Source organism: Rhodovulum tesquicola, from assembly GCF_024128855.1.
GTDB classification, from domain to species: Bacteria; Pseudomonadota; Alphaproteobacteria; order Rhodobacterales; family Rhodobacteraceae; genus Rhodovulum; species Rhodovulum tesquicola.
Map to the genome: position 1 here is coordinate 18977 of NZ_JAMYDV010000008.1, position 21667 is coordinate 40643.

The following is a 21667-nucleotide window of genomic DNA, read 5'->3' on the forward strand; positions in this document are numbered from 1 at the left end:
CCCATCTCTGTATCGCGGGTATGACATCGGGCCGCGGAACATCGTCGCGCAATCGGGCGGTACGCAGGGCGCGGCGCGACGGGCCTATTCCTCGCCCCGTTCCGGCGTCGTGTCGATCAGCCAGCCCCCCGGGCCAGCGACGCTGTCGGGCAGCACGAGGATCATCCCCTCGCGCAGCAGGACGACCGTCAGCAAACTCAGCGCGATCTGGTCGAAGCTGATCGTGGCGATCCGGTCGAGCATGGCTGGCCTCCCTTGCCGCTGCACCCACCATGTTCCCGGCGAATGCGGCATCACGATGACCGAAGCCGCCGCCCGCAACCTCGCCCGTCCCGGCCTGCGGACAAGGCGGATGTCGGACCGTGTATCGTTGAAGGCGCTGGCCATCCCCGGTGATCTGGTGCGTTCGTCGGCCGCGAGGGGCCGATGCCGCATGGTGCGCGGCCTGGGGTGTTCAGGCCATTGCGGGCGTGCTGACGCCAGTTGATTCGGTAATCCTCCCCGTTTTAACGGGGCGCGAACGTGGAACTCACGCGGCCATTTTCAGTTTCATGGCGGGTGTAACCCCGCCGATACCCATGTTGGGGCGTTGGTTGTTATAGGTCCATAGCCATTCGGTAGCGATCTTCTGCACCTCCTCGATGGTTTCAAAGATGTAGAGGTCCAGCCATTCGTGGCGGACCGTCCTGTTGTAGCGCTCGACATAGGCGTTCTGCTGCGGCTTGCCGGGCTGGATGTAGGTCAGGGCGATACCCTGCTTCTCGGCCCAGGTCATCAGCGTGGAACTGACATATTCGGGGCCGTTGTCGACCCTGATCGCCAAAGGTTTGCCGCGCCATTCGATGATCTGGTTCAGGGAGCGGACGACCCGCTCCGCTGGCAGGGAGAAGTCGACCTCGATGCCCAGCCCCTCGCGGTTGAAGTCGTCCAGCACGTTCAACAGCCGGAACTGCCGCCCGTCGGCCAAGCGATCCGCCATGAAGTCCATCGACCAGACTAGGTTGGGTGCCTCCGGCACGGCCAGTTCCTCGGGCTTCTCGCGCTTTAACCGTCGCCGCGGCTTGATCCGCAGGTTCAGCTCCAGCTCGCAGTAGATCCGGTGGACCCGTTTGTGGTTCCAGACATGCCCCTTCACGTTGCGCAGATGCAGGAAACACAGGCCGAAACCCCATGTCTTGTGGACATTGGTCAGCCCCACCAGCAGGTCGGCGATCTGCTCGTTCTCATCGTCGCGCTTCGGGCTGTAGCGGAAACAGGTCTCGCTGACGCCGAACGCGCGGCACGCCAGCGCAATGCTGACCCCCTTCGTCGCCACCGCCTTCTCGGCCAACCCCCGGCGCTGAGCTGGCCGCGTCACTTTTTTCCCAGAGCCTCTCGAAGCAGATCGGCCTGCATGCTCAGGTCGGCGAACATGCGCTTCAGCCGCCTGTTCTCGTCCTCAAGTGCCTTCATCTGGCTCATCATGGACGCATCCATGCCGCCATACTTGGCGCGCCACTTGTAAAACGTCGCGCTGCTGATCCCATGCTCGCGGCACAGCTCGGGAACGGGCACCCCGCCCTCCGCCTGGCGCAGCACGCTCATGATCTGGGCTTCGGTGAAACGGCTCTTCTTCATCGGAATCTCCTCGTTCATCCTGCCGAGAAAATTCTACTTCCGCATCCCCTTAACCATGGGGAGGATTACCATTCGTCGAGGCTGATCGACCCGCAGGGGAACGACATTTCGCAAACGTCGATCCCCTGCGCCCTTGCGGGGACTGGCGGCGTTGCCGCGACGACGCATCCGGCCGGGGCGCGCGGGAGCCGGCCCCGCCACCGCACCCACAATGCGCCGCCGGAAGGCGCGCATGCGCGCGGCCAGGGCAGTCCGGCCATGATCGCCGCGCCTCAGCCCGACAGGCTATAGCGGTGCAGGTTGTAGAAGCGCCCGTCCTCGGCCTCGCCGAACAGGCACAGGCTTGCGATCCTGAGCGGCCGGTCGATCAGCGGCTGCAATACCGGCGAAAGCACCGCGCGGGTGCGGTCGGCCTCCGCGTCCTTGAGCGGGCCGGTCAGCGTCAGGTGGAAACGGAATTCCTCCATCAGGTAAGGATAGCCCCAGCGTTCCAGGATCCGCCTCTGGCGGGCGCTCAACCGGTCGGGGTCGCGGCGCGCGATCTCGTCGGGCAGGGGGGGCGCGCGGAACCCGTCCAGCGCCTCGACCACGCTGCCCGCCAGCGCCGACAGCGCGCGGCTGTCGCCCCGGGCCGTAAGTGCCAGAAAGCCCGACAGACGCGAGATCTGAAGCCCGTCCAGAAGCACCGGCTTCAACTGTCCCGCCAGCGCCGCGGCCGAACGGTGCAGAAGCGCGATATCGCTGCCCTCGATCAGCCGGAAGGGCGGCTTGATCGTGGCATGGAACCCGTAGCGGCGGGGCGTTTCGGTAAGTTCGGTGATCTTGCAGGGCAGGCCCAGCAGCCGGAGCGGCGTCCGTGTCGTTCCCGCCAGCGGATCCCAGCCCAGCCACGCCGCGCCGAACTCTGCCAGCGGCCCGGGTTCCGGCGCAAAATAGATCGCGTAGCGCTTGTAGCCTTCCATTGCGTGTTCCCCGACCCGTCGACATCCGCACACACAACCACTCCTGCCCCAAACCGCCCCCTCCATCAAGGATCGCGCCATGTCCGGTAAGGTTCATGCCAATGCCGCCCTTGTCCTCACGGACCCGATCCCGTGCCGCTGGGTCCGGATCGCACCGTTCCAGACCGGCCCGGCCCTGCCGCGGGGCACCGTCGCCATGTTGCAGTCCCGGCAGGGCCGAGCGATCCGTTCGACGGCATGGCACGGGGATCGCGATCCTGACGCGGGCACCCGCGGATATCGCTGCGCGGGCCGACAATGGCCTGAACAAACCGGGCGCGCGGGTCGACCTGTCGGGGGTTTGTCCCGCGATATCGGGTGCTTGGGCTTTGACGGCGGGCGCGTGCGCGCCTATCTTGCGGCGCGAGATGTCCCCGCCCCGGGAGTTCCCGCAGATGCCGACCCACGCAGAGACCCCCTTTCCCGCGTCCTTCGACGCGGTGCTCAAGGCCCAGGCCGAGGGGCTTGGCCTGATGGCCTGGGTCGGTGCGGCGATGCTGGACCACGCGGCGCGCACCGCGACCGAACTGGCCGTCTTTGCCCGCGACGAGGCGCGGCGCGATGCCGAGGCGCTGGGCGCGCTGGCCACCTGCCGCGATCCCGAACAGCTGGCCGGATTGCCCGCCAGCTATCTCGGCGCCAAGATCGCCGCCTGCACCGACGAGGCGGGCAAGTTGGCGCGGATGACCGCCGAGGTCTGCGAGGTGACCCGGCGCCGGATGACGCAGGCCCAAGGCGCGCCCGCCCCGGATTGACAGCCGGGCGCGGCTACCCCTATGCCGGACCGAGGCGCCAAGGCCCGCCTTGTGCGCGCCCGACCGAGGGACCATGATCCGCAGCAACCGCCCCGCCCCGATCCGCGCCGACGCCCCCGGATCGGTCCTGGGCGGCATGGTGGCGATGTCGGCGGCCATGATCCTGCTGCCGGTGGGGGATGCGCTGGTCAAGCTGCTGACCGGCACGGTTGCGCCGCTCGAGGTCACCTTCTGGCGGCTGGCCGCGCAGGTGCTGTGGCTGGTGCCGGTGGCGGTGCTGTTGCGTCGGCAGCTTCTGGGGCGGATGTTCTCGCCGGTCGTGGCGCTGAACGGATTGTTGATGACGCTCACGCTGGTCAGCCTGATCTCGGCCTTCGCGGCCATGCCGATCGCGACGGCGATCGCCATCTTCTTCGTCGAGCCCCTGCTGCTGACGCTGCTGGCGGTGCCGCTGCTGGGCGAGCGGCTGGGGCCGCGGCGGCTGGTGGCGGTGGGCGTGGGGCTGATCGGCGCGATGATCGTGATCCGGCCCAGTTTCGCGGCCTTCGGACCGGCGGCGCTGTTCCCGCTGGTTGCGGCGCTGGCCTATGCGTTGAACATGATCGTTCTGCGGCGCGCGACGGCCACCCGCACGGCGTTGACCGTGCAACTCGGCGCCTCGATCTACGGGGCGCTGGCGATGGGGCTGATGCTGGCCGGGCTCTGGGCGGCGGGCCGGATCGAGCTTGCCATGGTCGGCGCCCCGGGCTGGCACTGGGCGGCGATCCTCGGGGCCGGGGCGACGGCGATCACCGCCTTCGTGCTGATCGCCGAGGCGTTCCGCCGGGCCGAGGCGGGGCTGCTGGCGCCGCTGCAATATCTCGAGATCGTGGGGGCGACCGTGGTCGGCTATCTCGTGTTCGGCGATTTTCCGGACGCGCTGACCTGGCTGGGCGTGGCGATCATCCTCGGCTCGGGGCTATATGTCATCCATCGCGGGCGGGTGGCGTCGCGGGGCCAGCCGGCGCCCTGACGCGCCCCGGCGCGCGTCATTTCCGCCGCCGCGCCTTGGGCACCGGCACGGGGCGCACGCGCTTCTCGATCTCGTCATAGAGCAGGCCGACGATATTCTTGCCGGTGGCCTTCTCGATCCCTTCCAGCCCGGGCGAGGAATTCACCTCCAGCACCTTCGGCCCCTCCGACGAGCGCAACAGGTCCACCCCGGCAAGGTTGAGCCGGAAGGCGCGCGCGGCCCGGATCGCCATCTCGCGTTCGTCGCGGGTGATGCGCACCGCGACCGCCTGGCCGCCCTGGTGCAGGTTCGAGCGGAAATCGCCCTCGGCCCCCGTGCGCTTCATCGCCGCGACAACCTTCGATCCGACGACGAGGCAGCGGATATCCTCGCCCGCGGCCTCCTTGATGAAATGCTGCACAAGGAAGGACGCCTTGAGCCCGCGAAAGGCCGAGATCACCGATTCCGCGGCCTTCTTGGTCTCGGCCAGCACCACGCCCTTGCCCTGGGTGGATTCCAGCAGCTTGACGATCAGCGGCGCGCCGCCCACCAGCGAAATCAGGTTGTTCGTGTCCTTGGGCGAGGCGGCAAAGGCGGTCGTGGGCATCCCGATCCGGTGGCGGGCAAGGATCTGGTGGGCATGCAGCTTGTCGCGGCTTGCGGTGATCCCGTCCGAGCCGTTGACGCAATAGGTGCCGATCGTCTCGAACTGGCGGATGACCGCGGTGCCGTAGGACGTGACCGAGGCGCCGATCCGCGGGATGACCGCGTCGAACCGGGGCAGGCGCGCTCCATCGTAATGCACGTCGGGCGCCAGCGCATCCAGCGCCATGTAGCAGCGCGCGGTGTCGATCACCTCGACCACATGGCCGCGCGCCTCGCCCTCGACCACCAGCCGCGTGGTGGAATAGGTATGCGGCTCGCGGCTGAGCACGGCGATCCTCAGCACGCGGGCGGGGGCGACCTGGCGCACCTCGTCGGTATGGTAGACATCGTAGGACAGGCGCGGCTGGCAAAAGCTCTCGCCGGGGCTGACCACCACATCCTCGCCCAGCGCCTGCCGACCCAGCAGCATCCGGTAGGCCATGCCGCCCCGATGCGTCAGCGTCAGCTCGATCGGCCAGCGGCGCCTGCCCACCTCGATTTCCGAGCGGATGACATAACGCCACTCGGAATCGCCGTTCGACGAGGTCACCTCGCGCCGGTCGATGATCTCGGCCGAGCAGGGGATCGACAGATCCTCGCGCCCCGGGATCGGGTGGACGGCGAACCGCACCCTGGGTCGGCTGGCCGGGCCGAAAGGTTCGATGTCGAAGGCGTGCAGCGCCGAGGTGCGCGCGCCGGTATCGACCTTGGCCTTCAATGCGGGCAGGCCAAGCCCGGGCAGGGCGACCCATTCCTCCCAGCCGAGTCGGAAAAGCGGTTCGGCAAGCGCGGTGCCTGTGCTCATGCGGGCGCCTCCTTGGCATTTTGTCAGAATCGCCTGAGAACGCATCTTCGGCCCCACGAGGCGAGACCAGATATGGCGACTGCGTTCAACTTCGATCTTACGGCAACCGACGGTGCAGCGCGAACCGGCGTCATCGCCACATCCCGCGGCGCGATCCGCACGCCCGCCTTCATGCCGGTCGGCACGGCCGGAACCGTCAAGGCGATGCTGCCCGAAAGCGTGGCGGCGACGGGGGCGGACATCCTGCTGGGCAACACCTATCACCTGATGCTGCGCCCCGGCGCCGAGCGGGTGGCGCGGCTGGGCGGGCTGCACCGCTTCATGAACTGGGAAAGGCCGATCCTGACGGATTCGGGCGGGTTCCAGGTGATGAGCCTTGCGGCACTCCGAAAGCTGACCGAACAGGGGGTGACCTTCAAGAGCCATATCGACGGCTCGCGCCACGAGCTGACCCCCGAACGGTCGATGGAAATCCAGCGCCTGCTTGGGTCGGACATCGTGATGTGTTTCGACGAATGCCCCGCGCTGCCCGCCTCCGACGAGGAGGTGGCGCGCGCGATGCGGCTGTCGATGCGCTGGGCGGAACGGTCCAGGGTCGCGTTCGGCGACCGGCCGGGGCATGCGCTGTTCGGGATCATGCAGGGCGGCGTGAACCGCGCGCTGCGCGAGGAATCGGCCGAGGCGCTGAAGGCCATCGGGTTCGACGGCTACGCGGTGGGCGGGCTTGCCGTGGGCGAGGGGCAGGAGGCGATGTTCGGCGTGCTGGACTATGCGCCGGGCTTCCTGCCCGTGGACAAGCCGCGCTACCTCATGGGGGTGGGCAAGCCCGACGACATCGTCGGCGCGGTCGCGCGCGGCATCGACATGATGGATTGCGTGCTGCCGACGCGCTCGGGCCGGACGGGGCAGGTCTTTACCCGGCGCGGGGCGCTGAACATCAAGAACGCGCGCCACCAGGACGACCCGCGCCCCATCGACGAGGCCTGCACCTGTCCGGCCTGCCGCAACTATTCCCGCGCCTATCTGCACCATGTCTTCCGGTCGCAGGAGATCATCGCCTCGATGCTGCTGACCTGGCACAACCTGCATTACTATCAGGAGATCATGTCCGGCATGCGCGCGGCCATCTCCGAAGGGCGCTTTGCGGCCTGGCAGGCCGATTTCCATGCGCTCAGGGCCGAGGGCGATATCGAACCGCTCTGAGCCGATGCGCAGAGGGCGCCCCGCCAAACGGGACGCCCCCGGGCCGAGGCCCGTCTCAGGCGCGGGCGCGGCGGCGGACGACGACAAGCGCGCCAAGCCCCGCGGCCAGCAGCGGCAGGCCCGCCGGCAGCGGCACCGGCGCCGGGTTCAGCCCGTCGAGAACGGCCACCGCGAGATCGGGATAATCGGTGAAGAACCCGTCCATCCCGGCTGCGATCCAGGGCAGGAACTGGTCTTCGGCCGCCTCGAGCGTGGTCGGCCGGAAGGTCCAGCCATGAACAGCAAGGCCCAGCGCATGGGCCGCCGAAATGAAACCCGCGTCCAGATCGTAGCCGAGGTTCACGCCCAGGCCGGTTGCGAAGCCCGCGAGATGGTCCAGCGACGAGATCGTGCCGGTGGTCGCGTCGTAGACGCCATAGCCATCGCCTGTCTTGAGTACATAGCCCAGCGCGGCGATGCCGTTGGTCATCCCCAGAAGGTCCTGCATCACGGCGAGTTGCTGCGCGCCCTCATGGCTGAAGGTCTGGATGAAGGTATTGGGCACCGATCCGTCGAAGCCGTTGGCCTTCATCTCCTCGACGATTTTGGCGTTCAACGAGAAGCGGTTGGGGGTCTTGGATTCCGGATAGATCCCGATCTGCGCGCCGGTTGCCGCATTATGGGCGTTCACCAGGTCCATCACTTCCTGGAAGGTCGGCACCTTGAACGGGTCCGCCATCGAGGGGGTGTAGTCCGGATAGGAGGTGCTGGCGGTGCGCGTGGGCAGGGCGGTCAGGGTCTTGATCTCGGCCAGGGTGAAATCGGCCACCCGGTAGCCGCCATTGCGCGGCTCGAACAGATCGGCGACATTCGTGGTGCGCGTCAGCGTGGCGTCATGGATGGCGACCAGGACGCCATCGGCGGTCAGTTGCAGGTCGGGCTCGACCACCTGCGCGCCCATCTTGATGGCCAGCTCATAGGCCGCCAGCGTGTGCTCGGGCAGATGGCCGCTGGCGCCGCGATGGGCGATCACCAGCGGCGCTTCGCCCGACAGGGTATTGTAAACGGTGGCCGCCTGGGCCGGAGCGATCATCGCCACTGCAAGGGCAGCGGCCGTCGCGATCATGCGAGTCATGCCAGTCTCCTGTGAGGAACGCCTTCGGGGGTGCGGAAACAATGCGTCCACGGGCGGCGGATTAGGCGGCCTGCGCGACGGTTCGATCAAGTTTGCGTAAAGCTTTTGCGAACCCGCCGCCGCGGTTTTCGCGGACCTTGCCATGGCGGGCAGCCCGGGGCAGGGCATATGCGTGCTTGCACCGGGCGGGCCGGACAGGCATTCTGAAGGGTAACTCGAAGCCGTCTGGTTGAATCCCCGGGAAAAAAACCCCAGATGTCCGACCAGACCGGAGAGGGCCGAGTGGCTGCCGCCAGCGGGGCCGGTGCCTTCTTGCCAGACCAGGGAAAACGTATGACCGAACTCACCGTCCAATCCTATCCCGTTCTTCCGTTGCGCGACATCGTGGTCTTTCCCCACATGATCGTCCCGCTCTTCGTGGGACGCGAGAAATCCGTCCGCGCACTGGAAGAGGTGATGCAGGACGACAAGCAGATTCTGCTCTCGGCGCAGATCGACCCTTCGGTCGACGAGCCGTCGACGGACGGCATCTATCGCACCGGCGTCCTTGCGAACGTGCTGCAACTGCTGAAATTGCCCGATGGCACCGTCAAGGTGCTGGTCGAGGGCAAGACCCGCGTGCGCATCATCGAATTCCTCGACAACGACTCGTTCTTCGAGGCCCGTGCGGAACCCCTGTCCGAGGATCTGGGCGACAAGTCCACGGTCGAGGCGCTGTTGCGTTCGGTCGGTCCCGAATTCGAACGCTATGCCAAGATCAAGAAGAACATCCCCGAAGAGGCGCTGTCCACCGTGTCCGAGACGCGCACGCCGGACAAGCTGGCCGATCTGATCGCGGGCCATCTGGGCGTCGAGGTCGCCCAGAAGCAGGAACTTCTGGAAACGCTGGTGATCGTCGAGCGGCTGGAGAAGGTCTATGGCCTGATGCAGGGCGAGATGTCGGTCCTGCAGGTCGAGAAGAAGATCAAGACCCGCGTCAAGTCGCAGATGGAGCGGACCCAGCGCGAATACTATCTCAACGAACAGATGAAGGCGATCCAGCGGGAACTCGGCGATGGTGACGAGGGCCAGAACGAGATCGCCGAGCTCGAGGAACGCGTGGCGGCCGTCAAGCTGTCGAAAGAGGCGCGCGAAAAGGCCGAGGCCGAGATCAAGAAGCTGAAGTCGATGTCGCCGATGTCGGCCGAGGCGACGGTGGTGCGCAACTATCTCGACTGGATGCTCGCGCTGCCCTGGGGTGTGAAGACCCGGGTCAAGAAGGATCTCACCCGCGCCGAGACGGTGCTGGACGAGGATCATTTCGGGCTGGAAAAGGTCAAGGAACGTATCGTCGAATACCTGGCCGTGCAAAGCCGCAGCCAGAAGCTGAAGGGGCCGATCCTGTGCCTTGTCGGCCCGCCCGGCGTGGGCAAGACCTCGCTCGGCAAGTCGGTCGCGCGGGCCACGGGGCGCGAGTTCATCCGCATCAGCCTGGGCGGCGTGCGCGACGAATCCGAGATCCGCGGCCATCGCCGCACCTATATCGGTTCGATGCCGGGCAAGATCATCCAGGCGATGAAGAAGGCCAAGTCCACCAACCCGCTGATCCTGCTCGACGAGATCGACAAGATGGGCCAGGACTTCCGCGGCGATCCGGCCAGCGCGATGCTCGAGGTTCTGGACCCCGAACAGAACGCGACCTTCGTCGACCATTACCTCGAGGTGGAATATGACCTCTCGAACGTGATGTTCCTGACCACGGCGAACTCCTACAACATGCCCGGCCCGCTTCTGGACCGGATGGAGATCATCACGCTGGCAGGCTACACCGAGGACGAGAAACGCGAGATCGCGACACGTCACCTCGTGCCCAAGCAGATGCAGAACCACGGGTTGAAGCCGAAGGAATTCGAGCTGACCGAGGCGGCCCTGACCGAGATGATCCGCCGCTACACCCGCGAGGCGGGCGTGCGGAACCTCGAACGCGAGATCGCCAAGCTCTGCCGCAAGGCGGTGACCCGGCTGATCAAGAAGGAGACCGACAAGGTCACGATCACCCCGGACGTGCTGGAGGAGTTCCTGGGCGTCAAGAAGTTCCGCTATGGCCTCGCCGAGAAGGAGGACCAGGTGGGCGTCGTCACCGGGCTGGCCTGGACGTCGGTGGGTGGCGACCTCTTGTCGATCGAGGCGCTCAAGCTGCCCGGCAAGGGCCGGATGAAGACGACCGGCAAGCTGGGCGACGTGATGAAGGAATCGATCGACGCCGCCTCGAGCTTCGTGCGCTCGATCGCGCCCGAGATCGGGGTCAAGCCGCCGCAGTTCGAGAAGGTGGACATCCACGTCCACGTCCCCGAGGGCGCGACGCCCAAGGACGGACCGTCCGCGGGCATCGCGATGGTGACCTCGATCGTGTCGGTGCTGACCGGAATCCCGGTCCGCAAGGACATCGCGATGACCGGCGAGGTGACGCTGCGCGGCAACGTCCTGGCCATCGGCGGGCTCAAGGAAAAGCTGCTGGCGGCGCTGAGGGGCGGCATCAAGACCGTGCTGATCCCCGAGGAGAACGAAAAGGACCTGCCCGAGATCCCCGACAACGTGAAGCAGGGGCTGACGATCATCCCCGTCGCCCATGTCCGGGACGTGCTGAAACGCGCGCTGGTCCGGGCGCCCGAGCCCATCGTCTGGGACGAGGCCGCCGAAGAGGCCGCAGCCCAGGCCGCGGCCAAGGCCACGGGCGAGGACGCGCCGGGGCAGATCGCGCACTGAGCCCGCTCGGGCCGTTCCGGAGAGGCGCGCCGCCATGGCGCGCCTTTTCCCGTTCCGGAACTGCACCGCCCTGGCCCATCCCGGGCGCCCCCTTGCAGGCCAAGAGCCCCCTTGCGAACCAGTCAGAGACGGGCTAACAAGCGCGCCACGGGTGATTAGCTCAGTGGTAGAGCGCTTCGTTCACATCGAAGATGTCGGGAGTTCGAATCTCTCATCACCCACCATCTCAGGCCATTGATTTTGCTAAGGTATTGCCGATAAAGGCAAAAGTCTCGGTGCATTGGTGCATAGAGGTGGTACATGAGCAGAATCAGAATGCCCAAGCCGATCCTGATCGGATCGACCTACTACTTGCGCGTCCATGTTCCCGTTGACGTCGCCGAGAAGGTCAAGGGCACCGTCATTTCCGTGCCGGTGGAAGGGGTCTTCCGTTCCGTGACGATCAAGGGGCCGGTGAAGGTCTCTTTGAGGACCAAGGACAGGGCCGAAGCGAAGCGCCGTTTTGCAACCGCCTATGCGGCCGTAGAGGCGCACTGGGAGGCGATCAGAAGCGGACCTGAGCCACTCACCCACAAGCAGTCCTTGGCGCTGGCCGGGGCGCTGCGCGCGGCGTGGATCGACGCATGGGACGAAGAACCCGGCAACGTCGAAATGTGGGAAAAGGTTCAGAAAACGGACATGGCCGCGCTGGACGGACGCCTCAGCCCGATGCCGCTGATCGGCAAGGAGGCCAATGTCGCCGCCAGCCTTGAACGCCGCTTCGGAGGGATGACCGATGCCCTTCTGCGCGCAAAGGGAATCCTCGTTGCCGACGAGTCACGGCCCCGGCTCTTGCAGCACGTTGCCGAGGCCATGACCGATGCGGGACGGATCAATCTGGCGAAGGCATCGGGCGATTACTCCGACGATGGGACGACCAACAAATACCCTGAGTATGTCGAGCCGGCGAAGACGAACAAAGGCCAGCGGCCATCGGCCAAGCCGACTACAGACAAGGCGGCGCCGTCGATCACCTTCGGTTCCGTCATCGACGACTGGGCAGCGTCAAGGGCAAGCGGACGCGATGCGACACCGCTGCGTCCGAGCACCGAGCGAAAGTACCGTCTGCACACCGCTGCCTTCGCCGAATTTCGGGGAAACGATGATGTGACGACCGTCACGGCCCAAGAGGGGAAGGCGTGGCGGGACGCGATGCTGGCCGAGGCGAAGCTGTCGAACAGCACCATCGCCCAGTACATCCAGAACGTCAGGACCGTCATAACTCGCGGCATCATACAGCATACCGGCGAGCTGTTCCCCTACGGCAACCCTTTGGGCATTGTCGAACTGCCGTCTCATGCGCCCGTGCCAAGCGATCAGCGGACTCTCACGTTGAAGGAAGCGGAGGCCATCTTGCGCGCAGCCCGGAAGGAACTGCGGCCAGACCTGCGGTGGCTTCCGTGGCTCTGTGCGTATTCAGGGGCGCGGATCAATGAGGTTGCGCAACTACGTCCCGGCGACTTCTTCCATATTGGTGGAGACTGGTTCTATCGCCTGACGACGATGGGTGGGAAGACCCTCAAGAACTGGAACAGCGAGCGCCGCGTTCCGGTACATCCAGACCTGATCGCGGAGGGCTTGATCGACTTCGTGACCGGGCACGGTGGCAACGATCCGAACCCCATGTTCCCTAGAAGGTCCGGCTCGAACGTCTCGACCTGGGTTCGGGAGGATGTCGGACTCAAGCGGAAGGAAATGGCCCCTAGCCACGGCTGGCGCCATTTGTTTGAAGACAAGGCGCTGGTGGCAGGGATGAGCGATGCGGCGCGGCTCTACATAACCGGCCGGTCCGGGGGCGGGTCGAGTGCCGGTTATGGCAAGAGCGAGGTAATGTTGCCGGGACTTGCAAAGGAAATGCGCAAAATCGCCGCTTTCCTGAGTGATATAGCGCCCAAGGAAGCCACCGATCACAAGGAGAAACTGGCATGATGCGATTTGGCGTTGGCGTTGTCGTGGGTGCGGTCATGGTCGCCGGAATGACCATCGCGCAAGGAATGCAGCCGCTTGCGGTCAGTGTGCCGACGAACGGCGTCTTGAAGGGATACACGGTCCAGAAGGCCGGGAGAACCGTCTGCAAAGACCCGACCGTCTGGAACGACTTCCGCGGGTCGGGCAGCTTCATTGTTTGCGACTGACCGACCTCAGCGCACGGCCCCGCCCACCCGACCAAAAAGCGCTGACACCATAATAATGGTACGGGCACCCTTTGGGAGTGAAGCGGGGTCAGTGGGTTAGCAGCCGCCTACGGCGCCACCAAGGGCAAAGCCCTCAAATGTGTGGTCTCGGCGATCATGCAACTTCGCCGGTCTCGGGCTCGCTGACGAGGCCATAGACCACGCTGCGGACGTCGGCGTTCCAGAACCGCCAGCAGTACTCGTTCGCGGCCTGGGCGATTGTCAGATAGGATCTGGGCGAGCCACGATGGAACAAGGACCGCATGTCGGTTTCAGGCCGAAGGATGAAGCGGTTCGTAAGCACCTCGCGGAGCTTCCCATCGCCAGTTCGTGCCTGGTCAACGAGGGTCTTCACGAAGCCGAGGCGTTCGCGCGGGGGGAGGGTGTACAGGATTTCCGCGAGACGACGGGCACGGTCCAGCAGCTCCAAATTCGCGCGACGCTTGGTCGGGCTGCACAAGGAATTCGCGGGCGTGATCCTGCGCGCCTTGCGCTTGGCGACCTTGTCTCGGCATGTCTTGGAACAGGAAAGCTGATTTGAGCGCCGTGGTCTGAACGCGGTGCCGCATCCCCGGCATGACCGCAATCCGCTTTCCGGCGTCTCTACCTTACTTCTGGTGTCAGCGGTTTCCTCGATAACCCCCGTCGCTTCGAGATTACGGTCGAGATACATCAGGCAGCCTCGGCCGACAGTGTGCCAGCACGGGCTTGATCCAAGGCTATCGGACGAAGCACGGTCTTCCGCGCGGGGGCGATCCTGTGAGCGCAGATACGCTTTCCCTTGGCGGCGCCGAATATCAGTTCCCAGAGATCGCGGTTCTTCACGGCGCTTCCGTTGTTGCCGTGCCAGCCATTGCGGAGCCAGCTCTGCCCCCACTTGTTCAATCCGCCGACGATGAGATCGCTGTTGGCCAAGACAATCACGGGTTTGCCGTACCCGGCCGGGACGCGATGCAGACCTTCGAGCAACGCGGTCATCTCCATGCGGTTGCTTGTCGTGTCAGCCGCGTTGCCTTGTGCGATGGTCACTTCGGCTTCGTTGGCGTCCACGAAAACCTGGACGGTTGTGGCGTAGCCGCCGGGGCCGCGGTTCTTCGTGCAGCAGCCGAAGATCGAGATCACGACGCAGTTGTCGGGAAGCGCATCGGCGCCGAAAGTGATGTTCATGGTGGGCATTTCCTTTGTTGTTGAGCATGGTCGAGCCCATCGGCTCGCACGAGGTGCCGCGCAGCGATCCCGTCGGGGAAATGCCGCGAACACCGAAAGGGCCGCAGCGGCAGCACCTCGCGGAAGACGATGAGGAAGGGGCGTTAGTTGTAAGAGTGACGGCGGGCGCTAGCGCGACGCTGAGCCGTCGTCGGGCGTATAGGATGGCTCGTGGCTCTCCGGCCTACTGTTCGTAGAGGCACCACGAGCCCTATTCCCGATGATGGGCCCAAATGCGTTTATCTGCCTGTGATAGGCCCTAATTGGCCGCTACTGGCGGTACAGGTCGCGCTGCACTTCGAAGAAGGCCCGTCGGATGGTCGGCACGTCCCCCAAGGCGTTCTTGGCATCGGCCAATGTCCCGTACCGCGCCGTCAGGAAATCGCCGAGCTTGTCCTTGCCCAGCTCGCTTTCGCCGACGTCCTCATAGGCCCGCAGGATGCCCAGCAGGAAAGCGCGCATTTCGGTATCGGCCTCGGCCAGACCGTCGCCGCGCACCATGTCCGCACGGTGGGCGCGGGTCTTCGGCGGCGTCGTGAACCGGATATAGGCCAGCACGTCAAACAGGTCGCTGTCCGGGGCGTCGATCAGGCGGCGCATGTCGGCCAGCTTGTCGGCGTCGTAGCCGCGCTGTTCCAACAGGGCCACGAAATGTTCGCGGCTGTCCGGGTCGCTCCACTTGCGGCGCAGTTCGTCTTCGTCGCCGATCATGTCGGCCAGATCGCCGAACAGGCGTTCCAGGAATTGCTGCGCAGTCATCGGGCGCCCATCCGGCCCCCAATAGGTGGTCGCGGCGACATAGAAGATTTCGCGTTCCCTGCCATCGGCCAGCCGGATCACCAGCTTGGCGCGCGGCTCGCCCCCGCCGCCGCCCTCATCGTCGCCCCCTTCGGGCGGTTCCGGGGGTGTAGGCGGTTCGGCTTCGGGGCCGCGCGGGGGCGGGGCGGGGCCTTCGGGGGGCATCGGTTCGCCGTCCCACTCGGGGTCGTTGAAATTCTCATGCGCCCGGACGAAGTCGTAGATCGTGAAATAGTCCTTGCCGTCATAGGTGCGGGTGCCGCGCCCGATGATCTGCTTGAATTCGATCATCGACCGGATCGGCCGCATCAGGACGATGTTGCGCACGTTGCGCGCGTCCACCCCGGTCGAAAGCTTGTGCGAGGTGGTCAGGATCGTCGGGATGGTCTTGTCGTTGTCCTGAAAGTCGCGCAGGTGCTGTTCGCCCGGTTTGCCGTCGTCGGCCGTCACCCGGTGGCAGTAGTTGGGGTTCGGGTTCGACTTGATCTGGTTGATATGGTCGCGCACCCGCAGCGCGTGGTCCTGGGTGGCGCAGAAGACCAGCGTCTTCTGGCGTTGGTCGATTTCGGCCATGAATTCGGCCACCCGGCTGCGCTCGCGTTCCTCGATCACGATGCGGGTGTTGAAATCGGCCTCTGTATAGGTCCGGTCCTCGTCCAGCTCGCCCGCGATCACCTCGTCGCGGCCGTCCCAGACATATTCGTCGATTGTGCTGGCCATCTGGCGCACCTTGAACGGCGTCAGGAAGCCGTCCTCGATCCCCTCGCGCAGCGAATAGGTATAGGCCGGTTCGCCGAAATAGGCATAGGTATCGGCGTTGTGCTTCCGCTTGGGCGTGGCGGTCAGGCCAAGCTGCACGGCGGGGGCGAAATACTCCATGATCCCGCGCCACGAACTTTCGTCGCTCGCCCCGCCCCGGTGGCATTCGTCGATCACGATCAGGTCGAAGAAGTCGCGCGGATAGCCCTCGTAGCTGGGCTCGCCCTCGCCGGTCATGAAGGTCTGGAAGATGGTGAAGAAGACGCTGGCGTTCTTCGGCACGCCGCCCCGTCGGCGGATCGCGCCGGGGTCGATCCGGGCCACCGCGTCGGCCGGAAAGGCGGCGAAGGCGTTGTAGGCCTGATCGGCAAGGATGTTGCGGTCGGCCAGAAACAGGATGCGGGGGCGGCGCGCGGGTTCGCCCGACAGGTTCCAGCGGGCATGGAAAAGCTTCCACGCGATCTGGAACGCGATCGAGGTCTTGCCGGTGCCGGTGGCCAGCGTCAGCAGGATGCGCCGCTCGCCCTGGCCGATCCGTTCCAGCGCGGCGTTGATCGCGCGGTGCTGGTAATAGCGCAGTTCCCACTTGCCGCCCGCCGTCTCGAACGGCACCGCGCCGAACCGCTCGCGCCACAGGTTGGCGTCGGAAAAACACCGCGCCCACAGCTCGTCGGGCGAGGGGAAGGGGGCAACATCGCCCTCGGCCCCCGTGACCATGTCGGCCTGATACCAGCTCAGCCCGTTGGTGGCATAGGCGAACCGCGCGCCCAGCCGGTCGGCATAGTCCTTGGCCTGGGCCAGCCCCGTGGTGGGGGCAAGGCCCGCCCGCTTGGCCTCGATCACGGCCAGCTTCTGGTCGCGGTAGATCAGGACGTAATCGGCGGCCAGCCGCTCGCCCCGCTTGCCGCCGGGCACGATGCGGCCGGGGCAGATCACCTCGCGCCGGATGCGGGCGCCCTCGACCGTGCCCCAGCCAGCCGCGCGCAGCACCGGGTCGATGCGGGTGGCGCGGGTGTCGGCTTCGGTCTCGGTGTCGAACATGGGGCGAGGTTAGGTCAGGTCAGGCCGCCCGAGAAGGCCTTTTGCAGAAGGGATTGGCGCAGGGCGTCGAGGTCAGCGATCTTGGCTTCATAGCACGCAATCAGCCCCTCGGCCTGTTCCCAGAGCCTTTCCATGGAGCGGCAGATTTCGCGCTGGATCGCAACCGGCGGGTGGCAGATGTGGAATGCCTTCACCTCGGGAAAATAGATCGTCTGGTGCACCGATCCGCTGGCAAATCGGCGTATTTCGTCGCCCTGCGCGAGCAAAAGGTACTTGAGGAAATCAGGCAGCAGGGCATCGCCGCAGACCCAGTTCACGAAGTCCTGGCTGGTCGCCATGTCCCGGCCCATGACAGTGACGTAACCCACCGATGCGGTCCGAGAGAGGCAGACCGTGTTCGCCGGAAGTACCCGGGCACTTGAGTTCTCGATACCCAGCGCGTTTGTGTATTCCAGCGTTTCATGGACCGTGCCGCCGTGGTGATCGCGGGCGTCCTTGATGCCGATCCACGGCACGTCGCCGCCCCAGTATTCGGGATGTTTCCGGCTGGGTGTGTGACCGCTTTCAAGCCGTGCGAGTGCAGTTAGAGGCGTCCATCTCCACCCGCGCCTTGGTTTGTCGTCCGGTTTCAGAACCGCCAACGAATAGGGGCCGGGGATGGGCCGAAGCGTTGCGCCGCGTCCGCCTGTTTGCGTGATCGCGCGGGACCGACGTGCAGAGGACGCCGATTCAAGCCCTCCGATCGTGTCCGGGGAAAGATCGGTTTCCCACTTGGTCGATCCGTTGCGGAAGACGTCACGAAGGACACTGCGAAAGAAGTCCCGCGCGTCGGCGAGGTTGGCTTCGGCGTGGGCACGGGCGCGGGCCAGACCCGCGAACGCCTCGTCCAGAACCGCAACGATCCGCTTCTGTTCGTCCAGCGGCGGGATGGGGATGGTGGCCGAACTTAGCAGCGATAGATTTAGTGACGGATAGGAATTTTCAGGCAACAAGTCCTGTGCCCGTAGCCGCGACAGAGCATACAACAGGAAGCGCGAATCCAGTCGATCCGGTCTAGCTGTGATCGTGGCAAGATGGCTTGAGACGTAGGCATCATCCGTCGTTATTACACGGTGATTCAGAAATGTTGAAGCGCCGCTCTTTGGGAATAGGACCGTGCCCGCTGGCACAAGCCGCAATTTCTTGGAGCATCGCTCGTTTATCAGGTCTGCTGAAGTAGAAATCTCGCCAAACCGAATTTGCCCGACGTCGGAAGTTCGGATGAAGGGAAGCGAACCGCCCTCAAAATCCGCTTTGTCTTGGGGGGCGGGACTCCCGGCACCAACAGCGGCAACCTCTCCCAGCGGGACAACCCGCCACCCCGCCTTCACAGCAGCCCCCTGATCCGCTCAAGGATGTCCGCCGTCTCGGCATCGCGGGCAAGGATCGCGTCGATAATCTCTTCCGGGCTGCGCAGCGCCGATGCCTCGGGCGCGTTGGGGTTCTTCACCGACAGATCGAAGGTGCCCGGGTCCACATCGGCCACGTCCACAATCCAGGATTTCGGCCCGGTCACGCGGCCCCGTTGCAGTTCCACGAATTCGGCCATGTCGTCGTCGTTCAGCGGGTTCGTCTTGCCCAGGCTGCGCCCCGGATCGAGCTGGTAATACCAGATGCGCCGGGTCGGTTCGCCCTTGTCGAAGAACAGCACCACGGTCTTGACCCCCGCGCCCTGAAAGGTGCCCTGCGGGCAGTCCAGCACGGTATGCAGGTTGCAGGCGGTCAGCAGCTCGCGCCGCAGCGCCACGCTGGCATTGTCGGTGTTGGACAGGAAGGTATTCTTGATGACCACTGCCGCCCGGCCGCCCGCGCGCAGCTTGCGGATGAAATGTTGCAGGAACAGATAGGCCGTCTCGCCCGACTTGATGGGAAAGTTCTGCTGCACCTCGCGCCGCTCGCCCCCGCCGAAGGGCGGATTGGCAAGGACGATGTCGTGGCGGTCCTTTTCCTGAATGTCCATCACGTTCTCGTTGAGCGAGTTGGTGTGGACGATGTTCGGCGCCTCGATCCCGTGCAGCACCATGTTCATGATGCCGATGACATAGGCCAGCGACTTCTTTTCCTGCCCGTGGAAGGTGTGGCGTTGCAGCGTGTCGTAATCGGTCGCGCTGATGCCGGGGCGGCGCATGTAGTCGTAGGCTTCGCACAGGAACCCGGCCGAGCCGACGGCGCCGTCGTAGATCGTCTCGCCGATCTTCGGATCGACCACGCGGATCATGGCGCGGATCAGCGGGCGGGGCGTGTAGTATTCGCCGCCGTTCCGCCCCGCGTTGCCCATCCGCCGGATGCGGGTTTCGTAGAGCGCGGACAGCTCGTGCTTGTCGGCCTGGGTGTTGAAATGCAGCCCGTCGATGATTTCCAGCACGTCGCGCAGGATGTAGCCCGAGCGGAACTTGTTGCGCAGTTCGGTGAACACCTCGCCGATCTTGTATTCGATGGTGTCCGGGCCGGTCGCGCGGTCGTGGTAGCGGCCGAGATAGGGGAACAGCTCGCGGTCGACAAAGCGGATCAGGTCGTCGCCGGTCAGGGCCGCGTTGTGGTCGAATTCGCCATCCTTCCTGGGGGCGGCCCAGCGGTCCCAGCGATATTGCCCGTCGATGATCGGGGCATGGTCGCGGCCTTCCAGTTCCGCCCGGTCGCGCCGTTCGCTTTCCAGATCGTGCAGGTATTTCAGGAACAGGACCCACGAGGTCTGTTCGACATAGTCCAGCTCGTTGGCGATGCCGTCCTCGGCGCGAAGGGCGCGCTCGATGCTGTTGAAGGCGTTCTCGTACATGCTGTTCCGACCGATAGGAGTTTGTGCGAGTAGTCCCGGATTTGCCGGGTCAGGGCAAGGAACGAAGACAGATAGCGACGCAGGATCACATCCCCCAGCGGGCCAGCGCCGCCTCGGCCTTTGCCGGGTCTTCCCTGATCCGCAGCACGGTCTGGCGTGACACGCCCGCCGTCCGCGCGATTTCCGACGCCCCGGCCCCGGCGGACAGCATGTCCTGAACCGTGGTGAAGGCCGCGCGGTCATAGCTGGGTTTCTTGCCCCGGTAGCGGTCGCCATCGCCCTTCGCCGCCTCTATCCCGGCTCTCTGAGCGGCCTTCGTCGCCTCGGCCTGTGCCTGTGCCATCGCCGCCATGAAGGCGATCAGCGCGTCTCTCACGGCCTCCTGCATGGGGTCTGTGGTGGCCCCGTCGAAGGTCATGTTGTTGATGACGGTGCGGATCACGACGCCCTGGCGCATGAAGTGCCGGATCGTGTCGGTGACGTCCTGATAGTTGCGCCCCAGACGATCCACCCAACGGACCACGAGAACGTCGCCCCTGCGCAGCATGTCATACAGCCGCTTGCCCTCGGGGCGGTCGGCCAGCCTAGTGGTGACGCCCGAGACGCCATGATCGGCAACAACCGTGTCGATGGTGAACCCCGCCGCTTCGGCCTGTGCTCTCTGGTGACTGAGGGTCTGATCCGCGGTCGAGACGCGGGCGTAGAGGATGGTCTTGGACATGGTGCCTCCTGGTGTTCGTAAGGGTTTTGTCCGTTAGAATGCCTGTCCGTTGATCGAAGTCAAGGCTTACGGACACCCTTTCCGTGACTGCGAGGCGTGTTCGCAGGGGTATACCCTAGCGGACGTTTGGGCGCACCGGGATAGCAGCCTTGGGCGCGTTGCCTGTCGGGGAGTTGCCGAAGCCGTCCGTAATCCCGTCGGCGCGTGTCAGGTCAACAGGAGGGGGCACCGGGGGAAGCGCGGCATCGAAGCGTCGACTTCCGGCCGCTCGAATTTTTCCGTCAGAATCTGATGCTCGCCCGCGTCGTCGCACTCATTTGGCTTTGACAGCAAGTGCAGGACGCTGGTACACAAGCGTTGACGAGGCTGCAAAAATATCTTTTAAAATCAGCGCTCTGGGCTTCTTCCGAGAGATTTCGAATCTCTCATCACCCACCATCCTTCCTTCTCGATCTGACATGGCGCTTGGGCTGGAAGGCTTTCCGCCGCCCCCATTGGTGCAGACGGGTGGTGCAGAGCGGGATTGGCGATGCCCTGTCCGGTCTTGATCGGGTAAACCTGCCACGCGCGTGCCCGTGCTCCCCGTGACGAAGCCTGAAAGGCTGGGGGAACCGTCATTGCCGTGCCGGTTGGCGACGGTTTCCGGGCGGTGGGCGAGCGGCAGGGTCGTGGAATGGAGAGGGGCGTTGGCTCCGGACCCTGCAGCGGGTCGGACCGGCGGCGGGGTGGGTCAGGCGGTGATGCGGTCGGGCTCGCAGCCCTGGTCGGTCTCGCCGTCGGGGCGCAGGGCCGCCCACAGGAACAACGCCATCGCGCCCGCCATCCCGCCCAGCCAGTAGGACAGTACCGCACCCAGAAGCCCGGCCTCCCATACAAGGGCGGCAAGAGCCGTGGACAGGGCGCCGGTCAGAATGGAAACGAGAACGAATGCAATCGCCATCGACGTGATCTCCTTGATCCCAGCCTTCCCGCGATTTCGGGCGGAAATCGGGCATTCCCAAGGAAATGCCGGACCTGGTTAACAGGCGGTTCACGCGGGGCGAATGATATCGGGGTTTCTGCTGCCGGGGGCTTGCGGCAGCGGCCCGCGCCGGTCTAAAGGCTGCGGGACGGGCGATTAGCTCAGTTGGTAGAGCGCCTCGTTTACACCGAGGATGTCGGGAGTTCGAGTCTCTCATCGCCCACCATGGCACCGCGTCTTGATCCTGTCGCCGTCCCCTGCGAGGGTCGGGCAACAG

The 21667-nt window shown here is 65.3% G+C and carries 18 protein-coding genes and 2 tRNA genes; 8 read left to right on the forward strand and 12 right to left on the reverse strand.

The window, feature by feature from the left end; translation table 11 throughout:
* Positions 1 to 84: 84 nt before the first annotated feature.
* The 3 genes from NHN26_RS08820 to NHN26_RS08830 all read right to left on the reverse strand — a co-directional run bounded on the left by NHN26_RS08820 (position 85) and on the right by NHN26_RS08830 (position 2579).
* Positions 85 to 243 (reverse strand): hypothetical protein, encoded by a 159-nt coding sequence (locus NHN26_RS08820; protein ID WP_253089124.1) that lies wholly within the window; start codon positions 241 to 243, stop codon positions 85 to 87.
* A gap of 286 nt (positions 244 to 529) precedes the next feature.
* Positions 530 to 1617, reverse strand: a protein-coding gene (locus NHN26_RS08825) for an IS3 family transposase (RefSeq protein ID WP_253089227.1) whose coding sequence is annotated in 2 segments (ribosomal slippage) — positions 530 to 1368 and positions 1368 to 1617 — 1089 coding nt in all. Because the reading frame shifts where the segments join, the coding sequence is not laid out codon by codon here.
* Between the two features lie 272 nt (positions 1618 to 1889).
* Positions 1890 to 2579: a DUF1045 domain-containing protein gene (locus NHN26_RS08830; RefSeq protein ID WP_253089125.1), complete on the reverse strand. Its 690-nt coding sequence runs from the start codon at positions 2577 to 2579 to the stop codon at positions 1890 to 1892.
* 434 nt (positions 2580 to 3013) lie between these two features.
* Here NHN26_RS08830 and NHN26_RS08835 point away from each other — a divergent pair, with 434 nt between their 5' ends.
* Both NHN26_RS08835 and NHN26_RS08840 read left to right on the forward strand, forming a co-directional pair.
* Positions 3014 to 3373: a phasin family protein gene (locus NHN26_RS08835; protein ID WP_253089126.1), complete on the forward strand. Its 360-nt coding sequence runs from the start codon at positions 3014 to 3016 to the stop codon at positions 3371 to 3373.
* Between the two features lie 73 nt (positions 3374 to 3446).
* Positions 3447 to 4385 (forward strand): DMT family transporter, encoded by a 939-nt coding sequence (locus NHN26_RS08840; RefSeq protein ID WP_253089127.1) that lies wholly within the window; start codon positions 3447 to 3449, stop codon positions 4383 to 4385.
* A 16-nt stretch (positions 4386 to 4401) separates the two neighbouring features.
* Here the strand turns inward: NHN26_RS08840 and rimK are convergent, their stop codons facing one another.
* Positions 4402 to 5814 carry a 30S ribosomal protein S6--L-glutamate ligase gene (rimK, locus tag NHN26_RS08845; RefSeq protein WP_253089128.1) on the reverse strand — a complete coding sequence of 471 codons (1413 nt, stop codon included), beginning with the start codon at positions 5812 to 5814 and terminating at the stop codon, positions 4402 to 4404.
* A 72-nt stretch (positions 5815 to 5886) separates the two neighbouring features.
* On the opposite strand from rimK, the gene tgt reads away from it, so the two are divergent.
* Positions 5887 to 7017: a tRNA guanosine(34) transglycosylase Tgt gene (tgt, locus tag NHN26_RS08850; protein WP_253089129.1), complete on the forward strand. Its 1131-nt coding sequence runs from the start codon at positions 5887 to 5889 to the stop codon at positions 7015 to 7017.
* 55 nt (positions 7018 to 7072) lie between these two features.
* Here the strand turns inward: tgt and NHN26_RS08855 are convergent, their stop codons facing one another.
* Positions 7073 to 8131, reverse strand: a complete 1059-nt coding sequence (locus NHN26_RS08855; RefSeq protein ID WP_253089130.1) for a glycerophosphodiester phosphodiesterase family protein — start codon at positions 8129 to 8131, stop codon at positions 7073 to 7075.
* A gap of 333 nt (positions 8132 to 8464) precedes the next feature.
* On the opposite strand from NHN26_RS08855, the gene lon reads away from it, so the two are divergent.
* The 4 genes from lon (at position 8465) to NHN26_RS08875 (ending at position 13050) form a co-directional block, all read left to right on the forward strand.
* A complete protein-coding gene (gene lon, locus NHN26_RS08860; protein ID WP_253089131.1) occupies positions 8465 to 10876 on the forward strand; it encodes an endopeptidase La in 2412 nt (803 codons plus the stop codon).
* A gap of 149 nt (positions 10877 to 11025) precedes the next feature.
* Positions 11026 to 11100, forward strand: a tRNA-Val gene (locus NHN26_RS08865).
* Between the two features lie 91 nt (positions 11101 to 11191).
* Positions 11192 to 12844, forward strand: coding sequence for a DUF6538 domain-containing protein (locus NHN26_RS08870; RefSeq protein WP_253089132.1), 1653 nt, complete (start codon positions 11192 to 11194; stop codon positions 12842 to 12844).
* Entirely contained in the window at positions 12841 to 13050 is a 210-nt protein-coding gene (locus NHN26_RS08875) for a hypothetical protein (protein WP_132696146.1), read from the forward strand. The genes NHN26_RS08870 and NHN26_RS08875 overlap by 4 nt, the downstream gene beginning before the upstream one ends.
* 154 nt (positions 13051 to 13204) lie before the next feature.
* Here the strand turns inward: NHN26_RS08875 and NHN26_RS08880 are convergent, their stop codons facing one another.
* The 7 genes from NHN26_RS08880 to NHN26_RS08910 form a co-directional block, all read right to left on the reverse strand.
* Positions 13205 to 13762 carry a hypothetical protein gene (locus NHN26_RS08880; RefSeq protein WP_132696145.1) on the reverse strand — a complete coding sequence of 186 codons (558 nt, stop codon included), beginning with the start codon at positions 13760 to 13762 and terminating at the stop codon, positions 13205 to 13207.
* Positions 13762 to 14256 carry an RNase H family protein gene (locus NHN26_RS08885; RefSeq protein ID WP_165899251.1) on the reverse strand — a complete coding sequence of 165 codons (495 nt, stop codon included), beginning with the start codon at positions 14254 to 14256 and terminating at the stop codon, positions 13762 to 13764. Before NHN26_RS08885 ends, NHN26_RS08880 begins: the two co-directional genes overlap by 1 nt.
* A 309-nt stretch (positions 14257 to 14565) precedes the next feature.
* Positions 14566 to 16893, reverse strand: coding sequence for an EcoAI/FtnUII family type I restriction enzme subunit R (hsdR, locus tag NHN26_RS08890; protein WP_253089133.1), 2328 nt, complete (start codon positions 16891 to 16893; stop codon positions 14566 to 14568).
* 14 nt (positions 16894 to 16907) lie between these two features.
* Positions 16908 to 18263, reverse strand: coding sequence for a restriction endonuclease subunit S (locus NHN26_RS17575; protein WP_253089134.1), 1356 nt, complete (start codon positions 18261 to 18263; stop codon positions 16908 to 16910).
* Complete coding sequence (locus tag NHN26_RS08900) at positions 18260 to 19708, reverse strand: class I SAM-dependent DNA methyltransferase (protein WP_253089135.1); 1449 nt, start codon at positions 19706 to 19708, stop codon at positions 18260 to 18262. Before NHN26_RS08900 ends, NHN26_RS17575 begins: the two co-directional genes overlap by 4 nt.
* 85 nt (positions 19709 to 19793) lie before the next feature.
* Positions 19794 to 20429 carry a recombinase family protein gene (locus NHN26_RS08905; RefSeq protein WP_132696140.1) on the reverse strand — a complete coding sequence of 212 codons (636 nt, stop codon included), beginning with the start codon at positions 20427 to 20429 and terminating at the stop codon, positions 19794 to 19796.
* Positions 20430 to 21159: 730 nt separating this feature from the next.
* Positions 21160 to 21369: a hypothetical protein gene (locus NHN26_RS08910; RefSeq protein ID WP_253089136.1), complete on the reverse strand. Its 210-nt coding sequence runs from the start codon at positions 21367 to 21369 to the stop codon at positions 21160 to 21162.
* A gap of 171 nt (positions 21370 to 21540) precedes the next feature.
* Here NHN26_RS08910 and NHN26_RS08915 point away from each other — a divergent pair.
* A tRNA-Val gene (locus NHN26_RS08915) sits at positions 21541 to 21616 on the forward strand.
* Positions 21617 to 21667 lie beyond the last annotated feature (51 nt).